This window comes from Reyranella humidisoli (genome assembly GCF_019039055.1).
GTDB classification, from domain to species: Bacteria; Pseudomonadota; Alphaproteobacteria; order Reyranellales; family Reyranellaceae; genus Reyranella; species Reyranella humidisoli.
This window is the reverse complement of the sequence record NZ_JAHOPB010000002.1, coordinates 829,262-846,665: the sequence shown is the minus strand read 5'-3', so window position 1 is coordinate 846,665 and position 17,404 is coordinate 829,262. Positions and strand designations below refer to the sequence as shown.

Genomic DNA, 17,404 nt, shown 5'->3' with positions numbered 1-17,404 from the left:
TCCCCCGAATTCGTCGCCATGCTCTCTTTTGCAGGAGGAACACCATGAAATTCGGCATCTTCTACGAGCTGCAACTGCCCCGCCCGTGGGCGCCCGGAGACGAGCATCGGCTCTATCAGAACGCGCTCGACCAGGTCGAGCTGGCGGACCGGCTGGGCTACGACCATGCGTGGCAGGTCGAGCATCACTTCCTCGAAGAGTATTCCCACTCGCCCTCCCCTGAGTCCTTCCTCGCGGCGGCGAGCCAGCGGACCAAGAACATCCGCCTCGGCCACGGCATCTTCCAGGTGACGACCAATCATCCGACGCGCGTCGCGGAGCGGGTCGCGACGCTCGACCTTCTGTCGAGCGGGCGCTGCGAGTTCGGCATGGGCGAGAGCGCCTCGATCACCGAGCTCGAGCCGTTCGGCGTCACGATGGAGAACAAGCGCGAGATCTTCGAGGAAGCGGTCCGCGCCATCATGCCGATGTTCAAGGACGGGCCCAGCGAGCATGCGGGCAAGGTCTGGAACATCCCGCTGCGCATGGTCGTGCCGAAGCCGCTGCAGAAGCCGCACCCGCCGCTGTGGGTCGCCTGCTCGCAGCTGCAGACGCTGACCAAGGCCGGTGAATGGGGCATGGGGGCGCTCGGCTTCCAGTTCGTCTCGGCCGACGCCGCGCACGCCTGGGTGCACGCCTACTACAACGCCTTCGTGAAGCGGCAAAAGAAGCTCGCCGACTACAAGACCAATCCCAACATCGCGCTGGTCAGCTTCTTCATGTGTGCCAAGACCGACGAGGAGGCGCGCGCCCGCGCCGACGGCGACACGTTCTTCCAGTTCGCGCTGCGCTTCTACGGCCAATCGGCCGACCGGCGCCGGCCGGCCGCCGGCACGGTCAACATGTGGGAAGAGTACGAGAAGTGGAAGAAGGCCAATCCGGAGCAGCACGCGGCCTCGCTGCGCGGCGGCCTGATCGGCTCGCCGGACACGATCCGGCGCAAGCTGAAGAAGTTCCAGGAGTCGAACATCGACCAGGTCGTCCTGCTGAACCAGGCCGGCAAGAACCGCCACGAGGACATCTGCGAATCGCTGGAGCTGTTCGCGAAGGAAGTCATGCCCGAGTTTCAGGGCGCGCATCCCGAGTTGCTGAAGTGGAAGGAGCGCGTGCTCAACCGCGAGATCGACCTGGCGGAGATCGACACGACCGCTTTCACCGACCGCTACGGCGGCACGATGAAGGGCATCGCACCGGGAACTCAAGCGGCGACGCAGGGCGTGCGCGCCGCCGAGTGAGGCCGCCTACGGGGCCAGGTGCTCCAGCGGTAGCGCCCCGCCTGCCTTCAGGGTCTGGATCGCGATGGTGCTCTTGACTTCGCGAACCAGCGGCAGGTTCAGGAGCTTGCCGACGAGAAAGCGCTGATAGGCGTCGAGGTCGGACACGGTGACTTCGAGCAGGTAGTCGGCATCGCCGGCCACCATGTGGCAGGAGACGACTTCCGGGCACGCGACGACCTCCTGCTCGAAGGTCGTGGCGCGATCGTCGGCATGGCCGTCGATCTTCACGCCGACGAATACCGTGAGGCCGAGCCCGATCCGCCTGCGCCCGAGCATGGCGCGATAGCCTTCGACATACCCTTCGCGCTCCAGCCGGTTGACCCGGCGCAGGCAGGGCGATGGCGACAGGCCGATCTTCTCCGCGAGGTCGACGTTGCTGAGGCGTCCATCGGCCTGCAGCGCCGCCAGAATCCGCCGGTCGATGGCGTCGAGATCGTCCTTTGGCATGCTCAGGCTCCCCGCCCGCTGTTCTCGCAACGTCCTGCCAATGAGTGCCGAAGCTCAGGGCATGAAAGCAAGGACATGCCGGCCTGCATCGGCCGATTGTAGCCCCCCATCACAGGAGGCCTGCATGACCCAACACGACGAGATCGAGAGCTTTGCCGTCACCGGCGCGATCGCGCAGACGCTCCAGCGTTATGTTGACGGCGCCCGAACCGGCGACATCGCCCTGCTGCGTTCGGCCTTTGCCGAGGGCGCCCGCGTGAGCGGCAGTTATGGGGGCAGGCCCGTGACCTGGAGCCTCGACGAATTCTGCGATGCCGTTGCCAAGGGCGGCCCGGCTCCCGGACTGGAAGCCCGTATCGTATCGATTGATCCGGCCGGTGGAGCCGCGATGGCCCGGCTGGAAGCGCTCAACTGGCGCGGTACGCGTTACACGGATTTTTTCGTGATGACGTGGAGGGAGGGCGGCTGGATCATCGACAGCAAGGTATTTTACGCCCACACGAGAGCCTGACGCTCCCGATCGTATCTGCCGTCGATTTCTAGGATCCGCCCTCGGCCATCTCGCGGAGCTGCTTGATGATCGCGTTGCGCTCGGCGTTGGAATCGACGCGCTCGGCGTTCAGGATCGCAAGCCGCTGGCGGACGTAGTTGAGTCGGCGTTGCGACTTGGTGAGGAGTTCGCCGGTGGGATTGCGCGACAATGTATCCTTGAGCGCAATGGCTTCCTCGTCGAAGCGTTCGATCTCGGCGACGACATCCGGCATCCGGTCTTCAAGATAGATGCGGCGTCTCTGGAGAAGGCGCTTTTCATCGGCTTCATTGTCCATGCTTCTCTCCCCAAAGCACTCCCACTGCTACTCGGTAGCGTGCCCCGAGTAATTTTTCAACCCGGATGCAAGAAACAATTCACATGCCTTAGAGCAACCGGATTGGTCGCAGGATAATCACAAACCGGGAGACAACATCGGCACTAGGTTCGACGACGAACAGCCCAAAAGCTTACCGCACCACGGGTGCGGCCTGTTGATCTTGCCCATGGGACGCGAATGCGCGTTTAGTGGCATCCAGGGGAAGACGATGTCACGCAGTCTGGACGCTCCACTCAGTCCTAACGAGGAAGTGACCTTGCGCCGTGTCGCGCTCGGCATTTCTCCGATGAAGGATCTTGCGCCACGCGACCTCATGCGCCTGACGTCCCTGTCTCTCGTCGAGATCGATGCCGGGGTTCCCCGTCTCACCGAAGTCGGCCGCCAACGCTATCGCGCCTTGCCCCGCGCCGGCACCGCCAGCGACGTTTCTTCCTACGAGGCGATGATCGCCGCGGTTGGAGAGCGGTTGCGCAAGACGACGGCCGACAAGACATCCGACTGACGATCGGCACGCCATCCCTTTTCGCGATCCGCGGCAACTGGGCGGGCAAGCCTTGCGTTCCTGAGGCATCCCACCTTCGAACGGAGAGAGCGATGACCGACCTGTCTATCACGCCGAGGAACCTGATCGCCGCCGATCGCGTCAACGGTACCGACGTCTACAATCTCCAGGGCGACAAGCTCGGCACCGTCGCAGACATCATGATCGACAAGGTGAGCGGACGCGCCATCTACGCCGTCATGTCGTTCGGCGGCTTTCTCGGCATTGGCGAGAAGCACCATCCCCTGCCGTGGTCGACTCTGAAGTACGACGAGCGCCAGGGCGGATATGTCGTGGCCCTCGACAAAAAGGTGCTCGAAGGGGCGCCGACCTTCGACGATTCGGAGACCTTCAGCTGGACGCCGGATTACGGCCGCCAGGTCGACAAGTACTACAACGCCCCGAGCTACTGGTAAGCAACCGCTGCGTGCTCAACGGCGAGCCGGCCGGCTGCTTCCCGACGGAGGCCGTCGGCCGGCTTTCTCATGGGGTGACCTTCTGGCAACCCGCCCCCTGCCAGCGATAGCCCTGCGCCGATCCGCCGACCATCGTCCACTCCACGATGCAGCCCTGGCGCACCAGCGTCGGCGGAATGCCTCCCAACGGAATCCAGAGACCGCCGCCCCACCCCCATCCCCAGCCGCCGAAGCGCTGGTACATCGGCGGCATGCCGGGATCGATGTAGGACGTGTCCCATTTCCATTGGAGGATTCTGTTGCCGTCCTCCAGCTGATACGTGTTGTCCGGAATGCGGCCCATGCTGCCGAGCAGCCCCGCCTCCGAGGCTCCGGACATCGCGCGCAGCTGATTGTCGAAGACCGCCTCCCGCTCCGCCCGCGTCTCGCATCCCGCGAGTATCGCCGCCGCGACGATGGAGAGCAGTACCCGATCGATATACATCAAGGACCCCGCTCTAGCGGATGGCGCCCAGCGCGATCTTGCACTCTATCGTGAGCTGATTGGTGCGCTGGTCGTTGCAGGGCTTCTGGCGTTCGATCAGCACGGCCGACCAGTAGAAGACGAACACGCCCAGGATCCACGCCGTCATCGACCAGCTCATGGCGCTGTCGAGGCGCCGATGGAAAGCGGGCGTCGCGCGCGCGGGAGCCGCGACGGAAACGGCCGCGCGCACCGCCGTCAGCGTTAGAGGAAAGGTCGCCGCCCCGCAGGCCAGATAGAGAAGTACGACCTTGAGCACGCGAGACTCACCAGGTCAGCTTCGGCATCGGAATGGGCCCGTTCTGCTTGGGCGCCCAGCCCCGCGCTTCCATGCAGCTGGCCATCGAGCGCTCGAAGTTGAACTTGTACCCCTGGTTGGCCATGTCGGTGTAGAGCCCCTGCTGGCCATAGCGCTCGCGCTCGGCCGAGAAGGTGGCGCGACGCTGGTCGTCGATGTTGCGCTCCTGTTGCGACTGGGCCCGCACCTGGCTGCGGCACAGCGATTCGTCGCGGGTGAACTGCTCGGCCGTCGCGCCGTCCTTGCTGAAATCCTTGGGCGCGCAGGCCGACATCGCCGCCGCTGCGATCACGAGGGCGATGGCCGCTTTCATCTGCCACCCGCGAGCGCCGTCTCGATGGCCTTCAGCGCGTCCGAAGCCTTGGTCCCGTCAGGACCGCCGCCCTGCGCCATGTCCGGCCGGCCGCCGCCGCCCTTGCCGCCCAGCGCCGCGACACCCGCCTTCACCAGTTCGACCGCGCTGTGGGTCTTCACCAGATCTGCGGTCACGCCGACCACCGCCGAGGCCTTGCCGTCCTCGACGCCGATCAGCGCCACGACGCCCGAACCCAGCTTCTTCTTGAACTCGTCGGCCATGCTCTTGAGGTCCTTGCCCGGCACCCCATTCAGCACGCGGCCGATCAGCTTCACGCCGCCGACGTCGCGCACCTCGTCGACCGCGGAACCGCCGCCCGAGCCGCCCCCGGCCAGCGCCAGCGCCTTGCGGGCATCGGACAGTTCGCGCTCGATCTTCTTCTGGCCCTCGACCAGGGCCGTGAGCCTCGCCGGCAGATCCTCGGGGCGGACCTTGAGGGCAGCGGCCGCCTCGGCCAGCAGGTCGGCCTGGTGCCGGACATGCGCCTCGGCCGCATTGCCGGCCAGCGCCTCGATGCGACGGACGCCGGCCGCGACCGCGCCCTCGCCGACGATCTTGAACAGGCCGATGTCGCCGGTCCGGCGCGCATGTGTGCCGCCGCAGAGTTCGACCGAATACCGCTCGCGCCCCGGAACCTCGGGGTCACCGCCCATCGAGAGCACGCGCACCTCGTCGCCGTACTTCTCGCCGAACAGCGCCATGGCGCCGGCGGCAATCGCCTCGTCCGGCGTCATGAGGCGCGTCTCGACCGCCGAGTTGTGGCGGATGCGATCGTTCACCTCATCCTCGATACGGCGCAGTTCCTCGGCCGACACCGCCTTGGTGTGGCTGATGTCGAAGCGCAGGCGGTCGGGCGCGACCAGCGAGCCCTTCTGCGTCACGTGCTTGCCGAGATGGCGACGCAGCGCCTCATGCAGCAGATGGGTCGCGGAGTGATGGGCGCGGAGCTGGGCACGGCGGACCGGGTCGATGGTCATGACCAGATCGTCGCCGACCTTCAGCTCGCCCTTCACGATCGTCGCGTGATGCGCGTGCAGATCGCCCACCATCTTCTGGACGTCGCTGATCTCGGCCTCGTTGCTGCCGCTTACCAGCTTGCCCGCGTCGCCCTGCTGGCCGCCGGACTCGGCGTAGAACGGAGTCTGGTTGGTCACGATCCAGCCGGTCTGGCCGGCCTTCAGCGAGCCGACTTCCTTGCCGTCGAGCAGGATCGCCTTGATCTGGCCCTCGGCGCGTTCGGTGTCGTAGCCCAGGAATTCGGTGGCGCCGGCCTTCTGGCGCACGTCGAACCAGATCGCCTGGTCGGCGGTCTCGCCCGAGCCGGACCAGGCCGCGCGTGCCTTGGCGCGCTGCTCGTCCATCGAGGTCTCGAAGCCCGCCGTGTCGACCTTGATGTCGCGCGCGCGCAGCACGTCCTGCGTGAGGTCGAGCGGGAATCCGAAGGTGTCGTAGAGCTTGAACGCGACCTCGCCCTTCAGCGTGCCGCCGGCGCCCAGGTCCTTCGTCTCGTCCTCGAGCAGCTTCAGGCCGGTGCCCAGCGTCTTCTTGAAGCGCGTCTCCTCGAGCTTCAGCGTCTCGGTGATCAGCGGCTGCGCGCGCGACAGCTCGGGATAGGCATCGCCCATCTCGTGCACCAGCGTCGGCACCAGCTTGAAGATCACCGGGTCCTGCGCGCCCAGGATGTGGGCGTGGCGCATGGCTCGGCGCATGATGCGGCGGAGCACGTAGCCACGGCCTTCGTTCGACGGCAGCACGCCGTCGGCGATCAGGAAGGAGGTCGCGCGCAGATGGTCGGCGATCACCTTGAGCGACGCGCTCTGCTTGCCGTCGGGATCGACGTTGATCTCGTGCGCCGCGGCTTCGATCAGGGCACGGAACAGGTCGATGTCGTAATTGTTGTGCTTGTGCTGCAGGACGGTCGCGAGGCGCTCCAGGCCCATGCCAGTGTCGATCGACGGCTTGGGCAGCGCGACGCGCTCTTCCTTTGTCACCTGCTCGAACTGCATGAAGACCAGGTTCCAGATCTCGATGAACCGGTCGCCGTCCTGGTCCGGGCTGCCCGGCGGTCCGCCGGGGATGCCTTCGCCGTGATCGTAGAAGATCTCCGAGCACGGGCCGCAGGGGCCGGTGTCGCCCATCGCCCAGAAATTGTCCGAGGTCGGGATGCGGATGATCTTGTCGTCGGACAGGCCCGCGATCTTCTTCCAGTGGCCGGCCGCCTCGTCGTCGGTGTGATAGACCGTGACCAGCAGCTTGTCCTTGGGCAGGCCGTAGTCCCGGGTCAGGAGATTCCAGGCCAGCTCGATCGCATGTTCCTTGAAGTAGTCGCCGAACGAGAAGTTGCCCAGCATCTCGAAGAAGGTGTGGTGGCGGGCCGTGTAGCCCACGTTCTCGAGATCGTTGTGCTTGCCGCCCGCGCGGACGCACTTCTGCGAGGTCGCCGCCCGCGAGTAGGAGCGCGTTTCAAGGCCCGTGAAGACGTTCTTGAACTGGACCATGCCGGCGTTCGTGAACATCAGCGTCGGGTCGTTGCGAGGCACCAGGGGGCTCGACTCGACGACTTCGTGGCCGTTCTTGCGGAAGTACTCTAGGAAGGTACGACGGATTTCGCTGACGCTTTGCATGCCGGCCTTGTAGCGTGCGCCAGCCCGCCAAGTCCAGAACAGGGAACCCAGGGGAAATGGCCGCCGAGGCCCATTCTACCGCCACTCTTCGCCTCTCCGTGGGCGACCTCAGGATCGTCCATCCGATCACCGTGCCGACCGGCCCGGTGGCAGCCGCGGACGTCGTCCCAGCCCTGCAGGGGCTGGTGAACACGGTCGTCGCGGCGGCGGAAGCCGGCAAAGCCATTTCCTGCCGCAAGGGGTGCGGCGCCTGCTGCCGCCAGCTCGTGCCGATCTCGCGCACGGAGGCTGAACGGCTGATGGTGACCGTGGCCAACCTGCCGGCCGAGCGGCGCGCCACGCTGGAGGCCCGCTTCTCCGCCGCCGGGGCGGCATTGGCTGCCGCCGATCTCAAGGAGCGCAAGGGCCGGCCCGACCGGGAACTGTCGACCGGCTACTTCGCGCTGGGCATCCCCTGCCCGTTCCTCGAGGAGGAAAGCTGCTCGATCCATCCGGACCGGCCGCTGGTCTGCCGCGAATATCTCGTCACCTCGCCTGCGGAACTCTGCGCCGGGCCCGAGCAGGAAGGCGTTACACCTGTGCCGGTGCCCAAGGTCTCCCTGGCCGCGCGCGGACTACAGGACGAACGCGAGGACTGGTTCCCGCTGGCGCTGCTGATGGACTGGGCGAAGACGCGGCCGAAGACCGGCGCGCGGCGCACGGGACCGGAGTGGATCCAGAAGTTCCTGAAGGGGATGTCGCGGAAGTCCTGACGAAGTGCTGCGCCATTTGTGTCTATTCTGAACCGTGCAGGCTCCCGCGCATTCGCGCAGCCGCGAATACGCTGCCGCCTGCCACTGCCCATTTTCTTTGGGCGCCTTGGCGCCCAAAGAAAATGGGCGGTACCGCGCGTGGGATGCGGTACCGCCCTTAGGGACCCGGAGACAGGGGATCGGGGTTCCCTATTCGTCGTCCTCGTCGTCTTCCTTACCGCCTTCCATCAAGGCATTGGCGAGGATGCCGGCGTTGGCGCGCACCTTGTTCTCGATCGCGTTGGCGACCTCGGGGTGCTCCTTGAGGTAATTCTTGGCGTTCTCGCGGCCCTGGCCGATGCGGGTGCCGTCGTAGGAGTACCAGGAGCCCGATTTCTCGACGACGCCGGCCTTCTCGCCGAGGTCGATCAGCTCGCCGCTCTTGGAGACGCCCTCGCCGTACATGATGTCGAACTCGACGACCTTGAACGGCGGCGCCACCTTGTTCTTCACGACCTTGACGCGCGTGGCGTTGCCGACGACCTCGTCCTTGTCCTTGAGCGCGCCGATACGGCGGATGTCGAGGCGGACCGAGGCGTAGAACTTCAGCGCATTGCCACCCGTCGTCGTCTCCGGGCTGCCGAACATGACGCCGATCTTCATGCGGATCTGGTTGATGAAAATCACCAGCGTGTTCGACTTGGAGATCGAGGCGGTGAGCTTGCGCAGCGCCTGGCTCATCAGGCGGGCGTGCAGGCCGGGCAGCGAATCGCCCATCTCGCCTTCGAGTTCGGCGCGCGGCACGAGGGCGGCGACCGAGTCGATCACCAGCACGTCGATGGCGCCGGAGCGCACCAGCGTGTCTGCGATCTCGAGCGCCTGCTCGCCGGCATCCGGCTGGGAGATCAGCAGGTTGCCGATGTCGACGCCCAGCTTCTTGGCATACCCGGGATCGAGCGCGTGCTCGGCGTCGATGAAGGCGCAGGAGCCGCTCTTCTTCTGGGCTTCCGCGATGACGTGCAGCGCGAGCGTCGTCTTGCCCGAGCTTTCCGGCCCGTAGATTTCGACGATGCGACCCTTGGGCAGGCCGCCGATGCCCAGCGCGATATCGAGGCCCAGCGAGCCGGTCGAGATCGATTCGATCTCCAGAGCCTCGCGCTGGCCCAGCTTCATGATGGAACCCTTGCCGAAGGCGCGCTCGATCTGGGCGAGAGCAGCGTCCAGCGCCTTGTTCTTGCTTTCCATGCCTTCTTTTTCGACCACCTTGAGCATCGCCGACATTGGCTTTCTCCTTCTTCCCATGCCCCTGTCAGGAGCGGCAATGCGGATAAGTCCGCAAAGGGTTCGAACGTCTGATGGCGCCAATGTACCCATTTTGTTCCACCGGGCAATGGAACAAATAACTCTCTGATAGGACTAATGTTCTTGACACAAGTTCTAGATATGTTCCTCGGAGATTATCCCCACCTCGGGACAGGCTGGCCCGGGCCTCGTCGCACTCGGCACAGCCGGCGTCGGCCTCGTGGAGAAAAGCCAACGGCGCTGGCCGCTGCGCCTCGACCACCAGACCTACGACATCTTGTGCCCGGAACAGCCGGGCCCGCCCAGGGCCGACCGGCCCCTCGGCCTGCAGGCCCCTCGCCCGCGGCCAGTCGTCGGCCAGGGCGAACCGCTGACAGCAATGGTCGTTCTCGCGATAGTAGATCCGTACCACCCGGCCGGACACCGAGCGCCCGGAGCTGCCGGGCGACTTCGCGCGTCTGCATCAGTCCTTGGGCGGCACGAACATGTAGCCCACGCCGCGCACGGTGCGGATGGCCTCGGGATGGGCCGCATCCTTCTCGATCTTGCGCCGGAGCCGCGTGATCCTGAGATCGATGGCCCGGTCGAACGTCTCCATCTCACGATGGCCCACCGTTTCGAGCAGCCAGTCGCGCGCCAGCGGACGGTTGGGATTCTCGGCGAACAGCTTCAGGAGGTCGAACTCGCTAGCGGCGAGGGTCTCCTCGGTCCCGTCGGCATCGACCAGCACCCGCTTGTCGAGATCGAGCACCCGCCGGCCCATGCGCACGCGCGACCCGGCCGTGGAGGCCGCCGCCCCGCCTGCGCGGCGCAGCACGCTTTTGATGCGCGCCAACAGTTCGCGCGGATCGAATGGCTTCGGAATGTAGTCGTCGGCGCCGGTCTCGAGGCCGACCACGCGGTCGACCGTGTCGCCGGCCGCCGTGACCATGATGATGCAGACCTTGCCGCTCTTCTCGCGCAGCCAGCGGGCGATGGCGAAACCGTCCTCGCCGGGCAGGCCGACATCGAGCAGCACCAGCGCCGGCAGCTCGCGTTCGATCATGCTGCGCAAGCCCAACCCCGATTCGAAGCCGGTGACCCGGAAGCCCTGCTTGCTCAGGTAATCGAGCAGGAGCTGTCGCTGGGCCGGCTCGTCCTCGACGACGACGATGTGCTGACGCTTGTCCATTGCTCCCCCGGCGGAAACCTAGCACACGTCGCGGAAGGACCAATCCCGATCACGGCGGCGATCTGTTGAACAGGATGGCGCCATGGGCGCGGGCGAATTCCTCGGTGCAAATCTCACCGGTGCGGCCGCGCAATGCCGGATATGTTGCCTCCAGCTCGGCCAGCGTGACGTTCTCCTTTACGCGGACATGGCGGACGCAGACCGCGCCGTCCGGGGTCCAGCCCGCCTCGAAAGCGTCCTCGGGCGCATTGTCGGGCTTCTGGACGCCCCGGCTGTCGTAGAGGTCGATGCGCATGCCGTTCTTCGTCCAGCCGCGGTCCCCGCCATAGTCGGCGCGTACCATACGAACGCAGGCGGCATGCAGCGGCGCCAGCGGGGCACCGTCGGCGCCGACGTCCCAGCGCCGGTAGCCGAAGCGCACGCACTTGGCGATGGCGCCGCCGGTGCAGCTCAGTTCGAGCCCGTGAGGCCCGCCATCGAGCGGAAAGGCCTGCCGCCGGCCATCGGGTCCGGCGTTGCAGACATTGGTCCACGTGCCATCGGACAGCGGTCGCTCCAGCGTATGCAACCATATGCTGCCCGTCCGGTCGTTCGGGTCCCGCTCCACCGCCGCGATGCGCAGCCGCATCGGCCGGCCCGACACCCGCACCGTGAGCACGGCGCCGATCAGCTCGGCGCTGCGCCGCTCTCGGCCGTCAGCCACGGTAACGACGAACTCGGTGCCCTGCACGGCGATCTTCGGCGCGCTGTCGGCATGAGCGGGAATCGCGATAGCAGAGAGGGTCAGGACGGCGGCGGTGAACGAGCGGAACATGGGCGATTTCTCCGGAAAACGAGGAAGGCGGTCCGCCTTTCGACGAACCGCCTCGTTGGTCGCTACTCCTTCTCGACCGGCATCTCGATCTTCTCGAGCACCAGAGCTGAGGCCCCCTGCTCCATGCCGTTCAGCGTCAGGGCGTTCGAGTCCAGGGCGTTGTGGCTAATGGCGTTCGAGTCCAGGGCGTTGTCGGTGAGGGCGTTCGAGTCCAGGGCGTTGTCGGTGAGGGCGTTCGAGTCCAGGGCGTTGCCGGTGAGGGCGTTCGTGTCCAGGGCGTTCCAGTCGATGCCGTTAGGGACAAGGGCGTTCGAGTCCAAGGCGTTATGGGTGATGGCGTTGTGGCTGATGATGGCATGTGCCGGGGCGATGGAGGTCACCGAGAAAGCGGCGACGGCGGCGATCGTGGCGAAGGTCTTGAACATTGTCTGTCTCCCGTTTCGAGGTCTGGCAGGCTGCGGGATGCCGTCTGCCGATGAACAGACTATGCCGGCGTCACGTATCGTCGCCGTGTCGCCGTTCCTCCCATCGTGTGTCGTCCGTATCGCCGGATTGGGCGACTTCGTGTCGCCGTTGTATCGTCGGAGGGCTTTCGCGACTTCGACGATACAAAGCGCCGGTCCGGCGACACATCCGCGATACGAAGGGACGGCAACATGCCGCTCATGACACAGATGGATACGACCGCCATCGCCCCGGACCGCGTCGCCCAGGTCGTGACGGAACGGCTGATCGCCAGCCCTCTGCTGACACGGGTCCTCGTCTTTCCGGTCATCGCCGTCACGGCGGCAGCGCTCTATGGCTGGACCGCGCCGGTCTGGATGGTTGCCTTGCCGGGGCTGTTCTACGTCGCATCGCTGATGGGGTCGTGGCAGGCCAGCCGGGCGTTCGCGAGAAATGCAGCGGCGCGAAGCCTCGCCGGCTGGCGCCTGTTCTACGGCGCCGGCTCGGTGGGCACCTCTTTTGCCAACGGTCTGATGGGCGGGCTGTTCGCCACGCTGCCGGGCGAGCACGAGCGATTGCTCTGGTCGTTCGCGCTTTGCCTCGCCGTGGGCTGGCTCCCGACCCGCGTCCTGCACGGCCCGACGTTCCTGCTGAGCGGGCTTGCGCTGCTCCTGCCGATCGCCAGCGTCCTCGCCCTCGGCGACGGCAGCCGCGAAGCTTTCTGGCTGGCCGTCGTCCCCTTGGTCTACCTCGCGATCATCAACATGCTCGCCCATGTGGAGCGCATGCGCCTGCGCGAGCAGATCGCCCGCGACATCGCCGCCGCCGACCTGTCGCAAAGTCTCGACAAGGCGCACCGGGACGTCGCCGTGGCCCAGGACACGATGCGCACCGTGCTCGACAACATGAGCGACGGCGCGATGCTCTACGAAGGCGATGGGCGCTGGCTCTACCAGAACCAGGCGATGGCACGACTGCACGACATGCCCGACGACCTGCTGAAGACCCTGCCGACCTTTGCCGACATCGTGCGCTACCGCGCAAACCGCGGCGACTACGGTCCGGTCGATGCGCTGCCGGGCGGCCTCGAAGGCTGGGTTGCGAGCCGCGTCGCCCGGTTCGACGCGCCAGGCCAGCCGGCGCAGCAGAGGACAACCGTGACAGGGCGCCTCGTCGAGGTCACGTACCGCCTGCTGCCCGGCGGCCGCGTCCTCACGGTCCACCGCGACATCACGGAACTCAAGCAGCGGCAGGTCGAACTCGAGCAGACGCGCGACGAAGTCGCCGACGCGCATCGACTCATGAACACCATGCTGGACGGCATGACGGACGCCACGAGCATGTTCGACGCCGACGGCCGGCTCATCTACGCGAACAATGCCTTCCGGCGGAACCTTGGCAGCAACAACTTCGGCGACCTGCCTGTCGGCACAACACTGCACCAGATCGTGAGTGCGCAAATCGCGGCTGGCGACGAGATCGTCGAGAACGGAGTAGCGCTGTCTGTCGAGCAACGGGTGGCGCGCGTCCTCGATCCCAATGGTTGTCGCTTTGAGCGCAGCTTTCCCACCGGCCAGCATGTCGAATTCCGGTTCAGCCCGCTTGGCAACGGCCGCACCCTGGGTGTCTATCGGGACATCACCGAGCTCAAGCAACGCGAACAGGAACTGGAGCGCTCGCGCGTGGAGGCCTCGCGCGAGCGCGAGCGCCTGACCGATGCCATCGAATCCATGCCGCACGGTTTCGTGCTGTTCGATGCCGATGACCGCCTGGTCCTCTGCAATCGGCACTTCCTCGAATACTATCCAGCCATCGCCGACATCACCAAGCCGGGCGTGCATGTCCGCGACATGCTCGAAGCCGCGGCGCGACGCGGCCAGATACCGCTCGGCGACCGCAGCCTCGAAGAATGGCTCGACTGGCGCATGGCGATACGGCGCAATCCCGGCGAGCCGATCGAGTCCCTCGTCTCCACCGGGCGCTGGGTGCTGATCGGCGAGCGTCGGACGGCCGAGGGCGGCCTTGCCGGCATCTACAGCGACATCACCGACCTGAAGGCACGCGAAGCCGAGCTCGAACGCGCCCGCGGGCAGGCGGCCGAGGCGCGCGAACGGCTGATCCTCGCCATGGAAGCGATGGACGACGGCATCGCGTTCCTCGACAGCGACGAGCGCCTGATCCAGTGCAACGAGGCCTACCGCCGATTCATGCGCCACCTTCCGGAGATCGTGACGCCCGGCACCGACCTGCGCGCCGCCATACGGCATGCGGGCAAGGTGGTCGCGCCGCCGAACGAGGATTCCACGGTCTGGGCCGACAGACAGCTCGCCACGCTCCAATCCGGGCGGCCGGCGTTGATCCCCTATGGCCCCAAGCAGTGGGCCCGCGTGTCGATGCGCTACGAGGCCGACCGACGGTCGGTCATTCTGGTGAGCGACGTCTCGGAAGAGCGTCAGCGCCAGCGCCAGTTGGAACGCGCGCTGGCCGGCGCCGAGAAATCACGCACCGACGCGGAAGCCGCCAACCAGGCCAAGTCGACCTTTCTCGCCACCATGAGCCACGAGATCCGGACGCCGATGAACGGCGTGCTCGGCATGATGGAGGTGCTGGAAGCCGAAGGCGTGGACGAGGTGCAGGCGCGCACCGTGGCGACGATGCGCGAGTCGGCGCAGGCGCTGCTGCGCATCATCGACGACCTGCTCGATTTCTCCAAGATCGAGGCCGGTGCGCTCGACTTCGAGGAGGCCTCCTTCTCGTTGACCGGCCTGGTCGACAGCGCGATCGCCACCTTCCGGCCGCAGGCCGAGCGCAAGGGTCTCTCGCTGGTGGCGGCGGTGGCGCCCGGCTCGACCGACGCGCTGGTAGGCGATCCAACGCGAGTCCGCCAGATCCTGTTCAATCTCCTGGGCAATGCCTTGAAGTTCACCGATCGCGGCGGCGCGATGATCCGGGCCCGCACTGAGCCGCTGGGCGAAGGTGGCACGCGCGTCGTGCTGTCGGTGAGCGACACCGGCATCGGCCTGGACGAGGCCCAGCAGGCCCGGCTGTTCGTGCCCTTCTCCCAGGCCGACAGCTCGACGACGCGCCGTTTCGGCGGCACTGGCCTTGGCCTTTCGATCGTGCGCCGGCTGGCGCAGCTCATGGGCGGCGACGTGGCGGTCGAGAGCACGCCGGGCGGTGGCTCGACCTTCACCGTGACGCTCCAGCTCATGGCGGCGCCGGCCGATTCGCCCCTGATCGACCTGCCACTGATCGACCGGTTCGCGGACGAAGCCACGATGGCGGCCATGCCGTCGCCTCTCGCCGGCAACCGAGTGCTGGTGGTCGACGACCATCCGATCAACCGCGAGGTCCTGGTACGCCAACTCCGGGCACTGGGCATCGATTCCGATTCGGCGGCCGACGGCCTGGCCGGCCTGCAGGCGTGGCAGGCCGGTGCCTACGACATCGTCTTCGCCGACATCCACATGCCGCGGATGGACGGCTTCGAGATGACTGCGGAAATCCGCCGGATCGAGGCCGCCGAGGCGCGGCCGCACACGCCGGTCGTCGCGGTCACGGCCAATGCGCTCGCGGGCGAAGACGAGCGCTGCCGCGCCGCCGGCCTGGACGGCTATCTCTCCAAGCCGGTCAGCCTCGCGCGCCTGCGGGCGACCCTGCAGCGCTGGCTGCGCGACACGGCCACCGCGCTGTCGGCGATCGACCGCAGCGTGCTCGATCCGTGGATCGGCGACGACGAGGCGGCACGGCGCGATCTCTTAGGCAAGTTCGCCACCACCGCGCTCGACTCGCGCCAGGACATCGAAGCGGCAATGACGGCCGGCGACCTGCCGGCGCTGGCCGCCGCGGCGCATCGCCTGAAAGGCAGCGCGCTGGCGGTCGGCGCCCGCGCGCTGGCGGATGCCGCGGGCATCCTCGAACGGACGGCCAGAGCGGGCGACCGCGCGGCCTGCCAGGACAGCCTCGGGCCGCTCGCCGTGGAGGTCCAGCGGGCGCGGGCGGAAATCGACGGGTAGAGAGGCCAGCGGCCCTCGGATCAGCGGTAGTGGCTGAGAAATGTAACGCTGCCGCGCGACACATCGTCCGCGGCGGCTGAAGCCCGGACGGGCGATGCCTTAACCACCCAGCCGAGCGTCGCGAGGGCAAAGACCAAGCCATAGACAGGAGCAGTCGCAAGAGTGGCGGCGACCGTCGCCAAGGCCAGCAGCGAACCGACGATCTGGAACATGACTACTCCCCGGAAGATCAAGACGGCAGGGCTGAATTGCCGGTGCCGGTGTCTACTGTTTACCGGCCCGGCGTTTCATCGCCGTATTGCCGGCTCGGGGAATTGTTTCGTGTGTATCGCGCCCTACTTCGGGCCCAGAACTCCCGCGGCCTTGAGCGCGGCAACGCTCGTCGCGTCATAGCCGATGACCGCCAGCACCTCGTCGTTGTGCTGGCCGATCTCCGGCGGATTGGAGACCAGCGGCGGCCGCCAGCCCATCATCTGGAAGGGCAGCAGCGGCAGGCGGGTCTGAACGCCGCCCGGCAGGGTGGTCGGCGCCAGCGAGCCGTTGGCCAGCAGGTGCGGATGCTCGAACAGGTCCTGCGGCCGCGCGACCGGGGCGAAGGAGATGTCGGCCTCGAGGCACATGTTCTCGAGTGCCTCCTTGGTATAGGCCTTGAACACGCTGGCGACCTTCGGAACCAGCCAGGGCCGTGCCTCGATGCGCAGGTTGTTGGTAGCGAGCTTCGGGTCGGCCGCCAGCTCGGGCTGCTTGAAGAACTCGCAGAAGCGCTTCCACTGGCCGTCGCTGGTGATGCCGATGAAGACCTGCAGGTCGTCGGCCGTGTTGAAGATCTCGTAGACCGCCCACGAACTCACACGCTCGGGCATCGGCGGCGGCGCCGCGCCGTTGATCGCGGTGATCGCGAGATGCTGCCCCATCAGGAAGACGACCGATTCGAACAGGGCGCTCTCGACCAGCCCGCCCTTCCCTGTCTTGTCACGCTGCTTCAGTGCCAGCACCGTCCCGAAGGCGCCGAACATGCCGCCCACGATGTCGATCACCGAGGTGCCGGCGCGCAGCGGCCGGCCGCTGGGGCCGGTCATGTAGGCGAGACCGCCCATCATCTGCACGACCTCGTCGAGTGCCGGCCGCTTCTCGTAGGGCCCGGGCAGGAAGCCCTTCAGCGCGCAGTACACGAGACGCGGATTGATCTTCTCCAGGTCCGCCGGTCCCAGCTTGCGCTTGGCCATCGAGCCCGGCGCGAAGTTCTCGATCAGCACGTCGGCCTTCTCGAGCAGCTTCACCAGCACCTTGCGGCCCTCGGGCGAATCGGCGTCGAGCGCCAGGCTCTTCTTGTTGCGGTTGAAGTAGCCGAAGAAGCCGGCGCCGAAGCCGCGCAGCTTGCGCGTGCGATCGCCGTCGACCGGCTCCACCTTGATCACCTCGGCGCCGAGGTCGGCCAGGATCATCCCGCAGGACGGGCCGAGGATGGTGTGGGTGAGTTCGACGACGCGGACGCCCTTGAGAGGCGGTTCAAACGATGAGGTCATGCCCCATCAAA

18 protein-coding genes are annotated in these 17,404 nt (G+C 66.7%); 6 read left to right on the top strand and 12 right to left on the bottom strand.

The window, feature by feature from the left end:
• Window positions 1–44: 44 nt before the first annotated feature.
• Window positions 45–1,274, top strand: a complete 1,230-nt coding sequence (locus KQ910_RS22480) for an LLM class flavin-dependent oxidoreductase (RefSeq protein WP_216965435.1) — start codon at window positions 45–47, stop codon at window positions 1,272–1,274.
• Window positions 1,275–1,280: 6 nt separating this feature from the next.
• Here the strand turns inward: KQ910_RS22480 and KQ910_RS22475 are convergent, their stop codons facing one another.
• Complete coding sequence (locus KQ910_RS22475; protein WP_216965433.1) at window positions 1,281–1,763, bottom strand: Lrp/AsnC family transcriptional regulator; 483 nt, start codon at window positions 1,761–1,763, stop codon at window positions 1,281–1,283.
• 124 nt (window positions 1,764–1,887) lie between these two features.
• Here KQ910_RS22475 and KQ910_RS22470 point away from each other — a divergent pair, with 124 nt between their 5' ends.
• Window positions 1,888–2,274, top strand: coding sequence for a nuclear transport factor 2 family protein (locus tag KQ910_RS22470; RefSeq protein WP_216965432.1), 387 nt, complete (start codon window positions 1,888–1,890; stop codon window positions 2,272–2,274).
• A 28-nt stretch (window positions 2,275–2,302) separates the two neighbouring features.
• On the opposite strand, the gene KQ910_RS22465 is transcribed toward KQ910_RS22470, so the two are convergent.
• Entirely contained in the window at window positions 2,303–2,590 is a 288-nt protein-coding gene (locus KQ910_RS22465) for a hypothetical protein (RefSeq protein ID WP_216965430.1), read from the bottom strand.
• Window positions 2,591–2,840: 250 nt separating this feature from the next.
• Between KQ910_RS22465 and KQ910_RS22460 the strand changes: the two genes are divergently transcribed.
• Entirely contained in the window at window positions 2,841–3,134 is a 294-nt protein-coding gene (locus KQ910_RS22460; RefSeq protein WP_216965428.1) for a hypothetical protein, read from the top strand.
• Between the two features lie 92 nt (window positions 3,135–3,226).
• The gene (locus KQ910_RS22455; protein ID WP_216965426.1) at window positions 3,227–3,589 is read left to right on the top strand and encodes a PRC-barrel domain-containing protein; all 363 of its coding nucleotides are present in this window, start codon (window positions 3,227–3,229) and stop codon (window positions 3,587–3,589) included.
• Between the two features lie 67 nt (window positions 3,590–3,656).
• Here KQ910_RS22455 and KQ910_RS22450 read toward each other — a convergent pair whose 3' ends face one another.
• The 4 genes from KQ910_RS22450 to alaS are packed head-to-tail and all read right to left on the bottom strand — an operon-like array spanning window position 3,657 to window position 7,389.
• A complete protein-coding gene (locus KQ910_RS22450) occupies window positions 3,657–4,073 on the bottom strand; it encodes a hypothetical protein (RefSeq protein WP_216965424.1) in 417 nt (138 codons plus the stop codon).
• Between the two features lie 13 nt (window positions 4,074–4,086).
• Entirely contained in the window at window positions 4,087–4,371 is a 285-nt protein-coding gene (locus KQ910_RS22445; protein ID WP_216965422.1) for a hypothetical protein, read from the bottom strand.
• Window positions 4,372–4,378: 7 nt separating this feature from the next.
• Complete coding sequence (locus KQ910_RS22440) at window positions 4,379–4,723, bottom strand: hypothetical protein (RefSeq protein WP_216965420.1); 345 nt, start codon at window positions 4,721–4,723, stop codon at window positions 4,379–4,381.
• Window positions 4,720–7,389 (bottom strand): alanine--tRNA ligase, encoded by a 2,670-nt coding sequence (gene alaS, locus KQ910_RS22435; protein WP_216965419.1) that lies wholly within the window; start codon window positions 7,387–7,389, stop codon window positions 4,720–4,722. The genes KQ910_RS22440 and alaS overlap by 4 nt, the downstream gene beginning before the upstream one ends.
• Before the next feature lie 56 nt (window positions 7,390–7,445).
• On the opposite strand from alaS, the gene KQ910_RS22430 reads away from it, so the two are divergent.
• Window positions 7,446–8,141 carry a YkgJ family cysteine cluster protein gene (locus KQ910_RS22430; protein ID WP_216965418.1) on the top strand — a complete coding sequence of 232 codons (696 nt, stop codon included), beginning with the start codon at window positions 7,446–7,448 and terminating at the stop codon, window positions 8,139–8,141.
• Window positions 8,142–8,330: 189 nt separating this feature from the next.
• Here KQ910_RS22430 and recA read toward each other — a convergent pair whose 3' ends face one another.
• The 4 genes from recA to KQ910_RS22410 all read right to left on the bottom strand — a co-directional run bounded on the left by recA (window position 8,331) and on the right by KQ910_RS22410 (window position 11,832).
• Window positions 8,331–9,401: a recombinase RecA gene (recA, locus tag KQ910_RS22425; RefSeq protein WP_216965417.1), complete on the bottom strand. Its 1,071-nt coding sequence runs from the start codon at window positions 9,399–9,401 to the stop codon at window positions 8,331–8,333.
• A 484-nt stretch (window positions 9,402–9,885) separates the two neighbouring features.
• The gene (locus KQ910_RS22420; protein WP_216965414.1) at window positions 9,886–10,593 is read right to left on the bottom strand and encodes a response regulator; all 708 of its coding nucleotides are present in this window, start codon (window positions 10,591–10,593) and stop codon (window positions 9,886–9,888) included.
• 49 nt (window positions 10,594–10,642) lie between these two features.
• Window positions 10,643–11,407 carry an ADYC domain-containing protein gene (locus KQ910_RS22415; protein WP_216965412.1) on the bottom strand — a complete coding sequence of 255 codons (765 nt, stop codon included), beginning with the start codon at window positions 11,405–11,407 and terminating at the stop codon, window positions 10,643–10,645.
• A 62-nt stretch (window positions 11,408–11,469) separates the two neighbouring features.
• Window positions 11,470–11,832: a hypothetical protein gene (locus tag KQ910_RS22410; protein WP_216965410.1), complete on the bottom strand. Its 363-nt coding sequence runs from the start codon at window positions 11,830–11,832 to the stop codon at window positions 11,470–11,472.
• A gap of 231 nt (window positions 11,833–12,063) precedes the next feature.
• On the opposite strand from KQ910_RS22410, the gene KQ910_RS22405 reads away from it, so the two are divergent.
• On the top strand, window positions 12,064–15,867 hold the full coding sequence (locus tag KQ910_RS22405; protein WP_216965408.1) for a PAS-domain containing protein: 3,804 nt from the start codon (window positions 12,064–12,066) through the stop codon (window positions 15,865–15,867).
• A gap of 20 nt (window positions 15,868–15,887) precedes the next feature.
• On the opposite strand, the gene KQ910_RS22400 is transcribed toward KQ910_RS22405, so the two are convergent.
• Window positions 15,888–16,079 (bottom strand): hypothetical protein, encoded by a 192-nt coding sequence (locus KQ910_RS22400; RefSeq protein ID WP_216965406.1) that lies wholly within the window; start codon window positions 16,077–16,079, stop codon window positions 15,888–15,890.
• A gap of 123 nt (window positions 16,080–16,202) precedes the next feature.
• A complete protein-coding gene (locus KQ910_RS22395) occupies window positions 16,203–17,393 on the bottom strand; it encodes a CaiB/BaiF CoA transferase family protein (RefSeq protein ID WP_216965404.1) in 1,191 nt (396 codons plus the stop codon).
• Window positions 17,394–17,404: the final 11 nt, after the last annotated feature.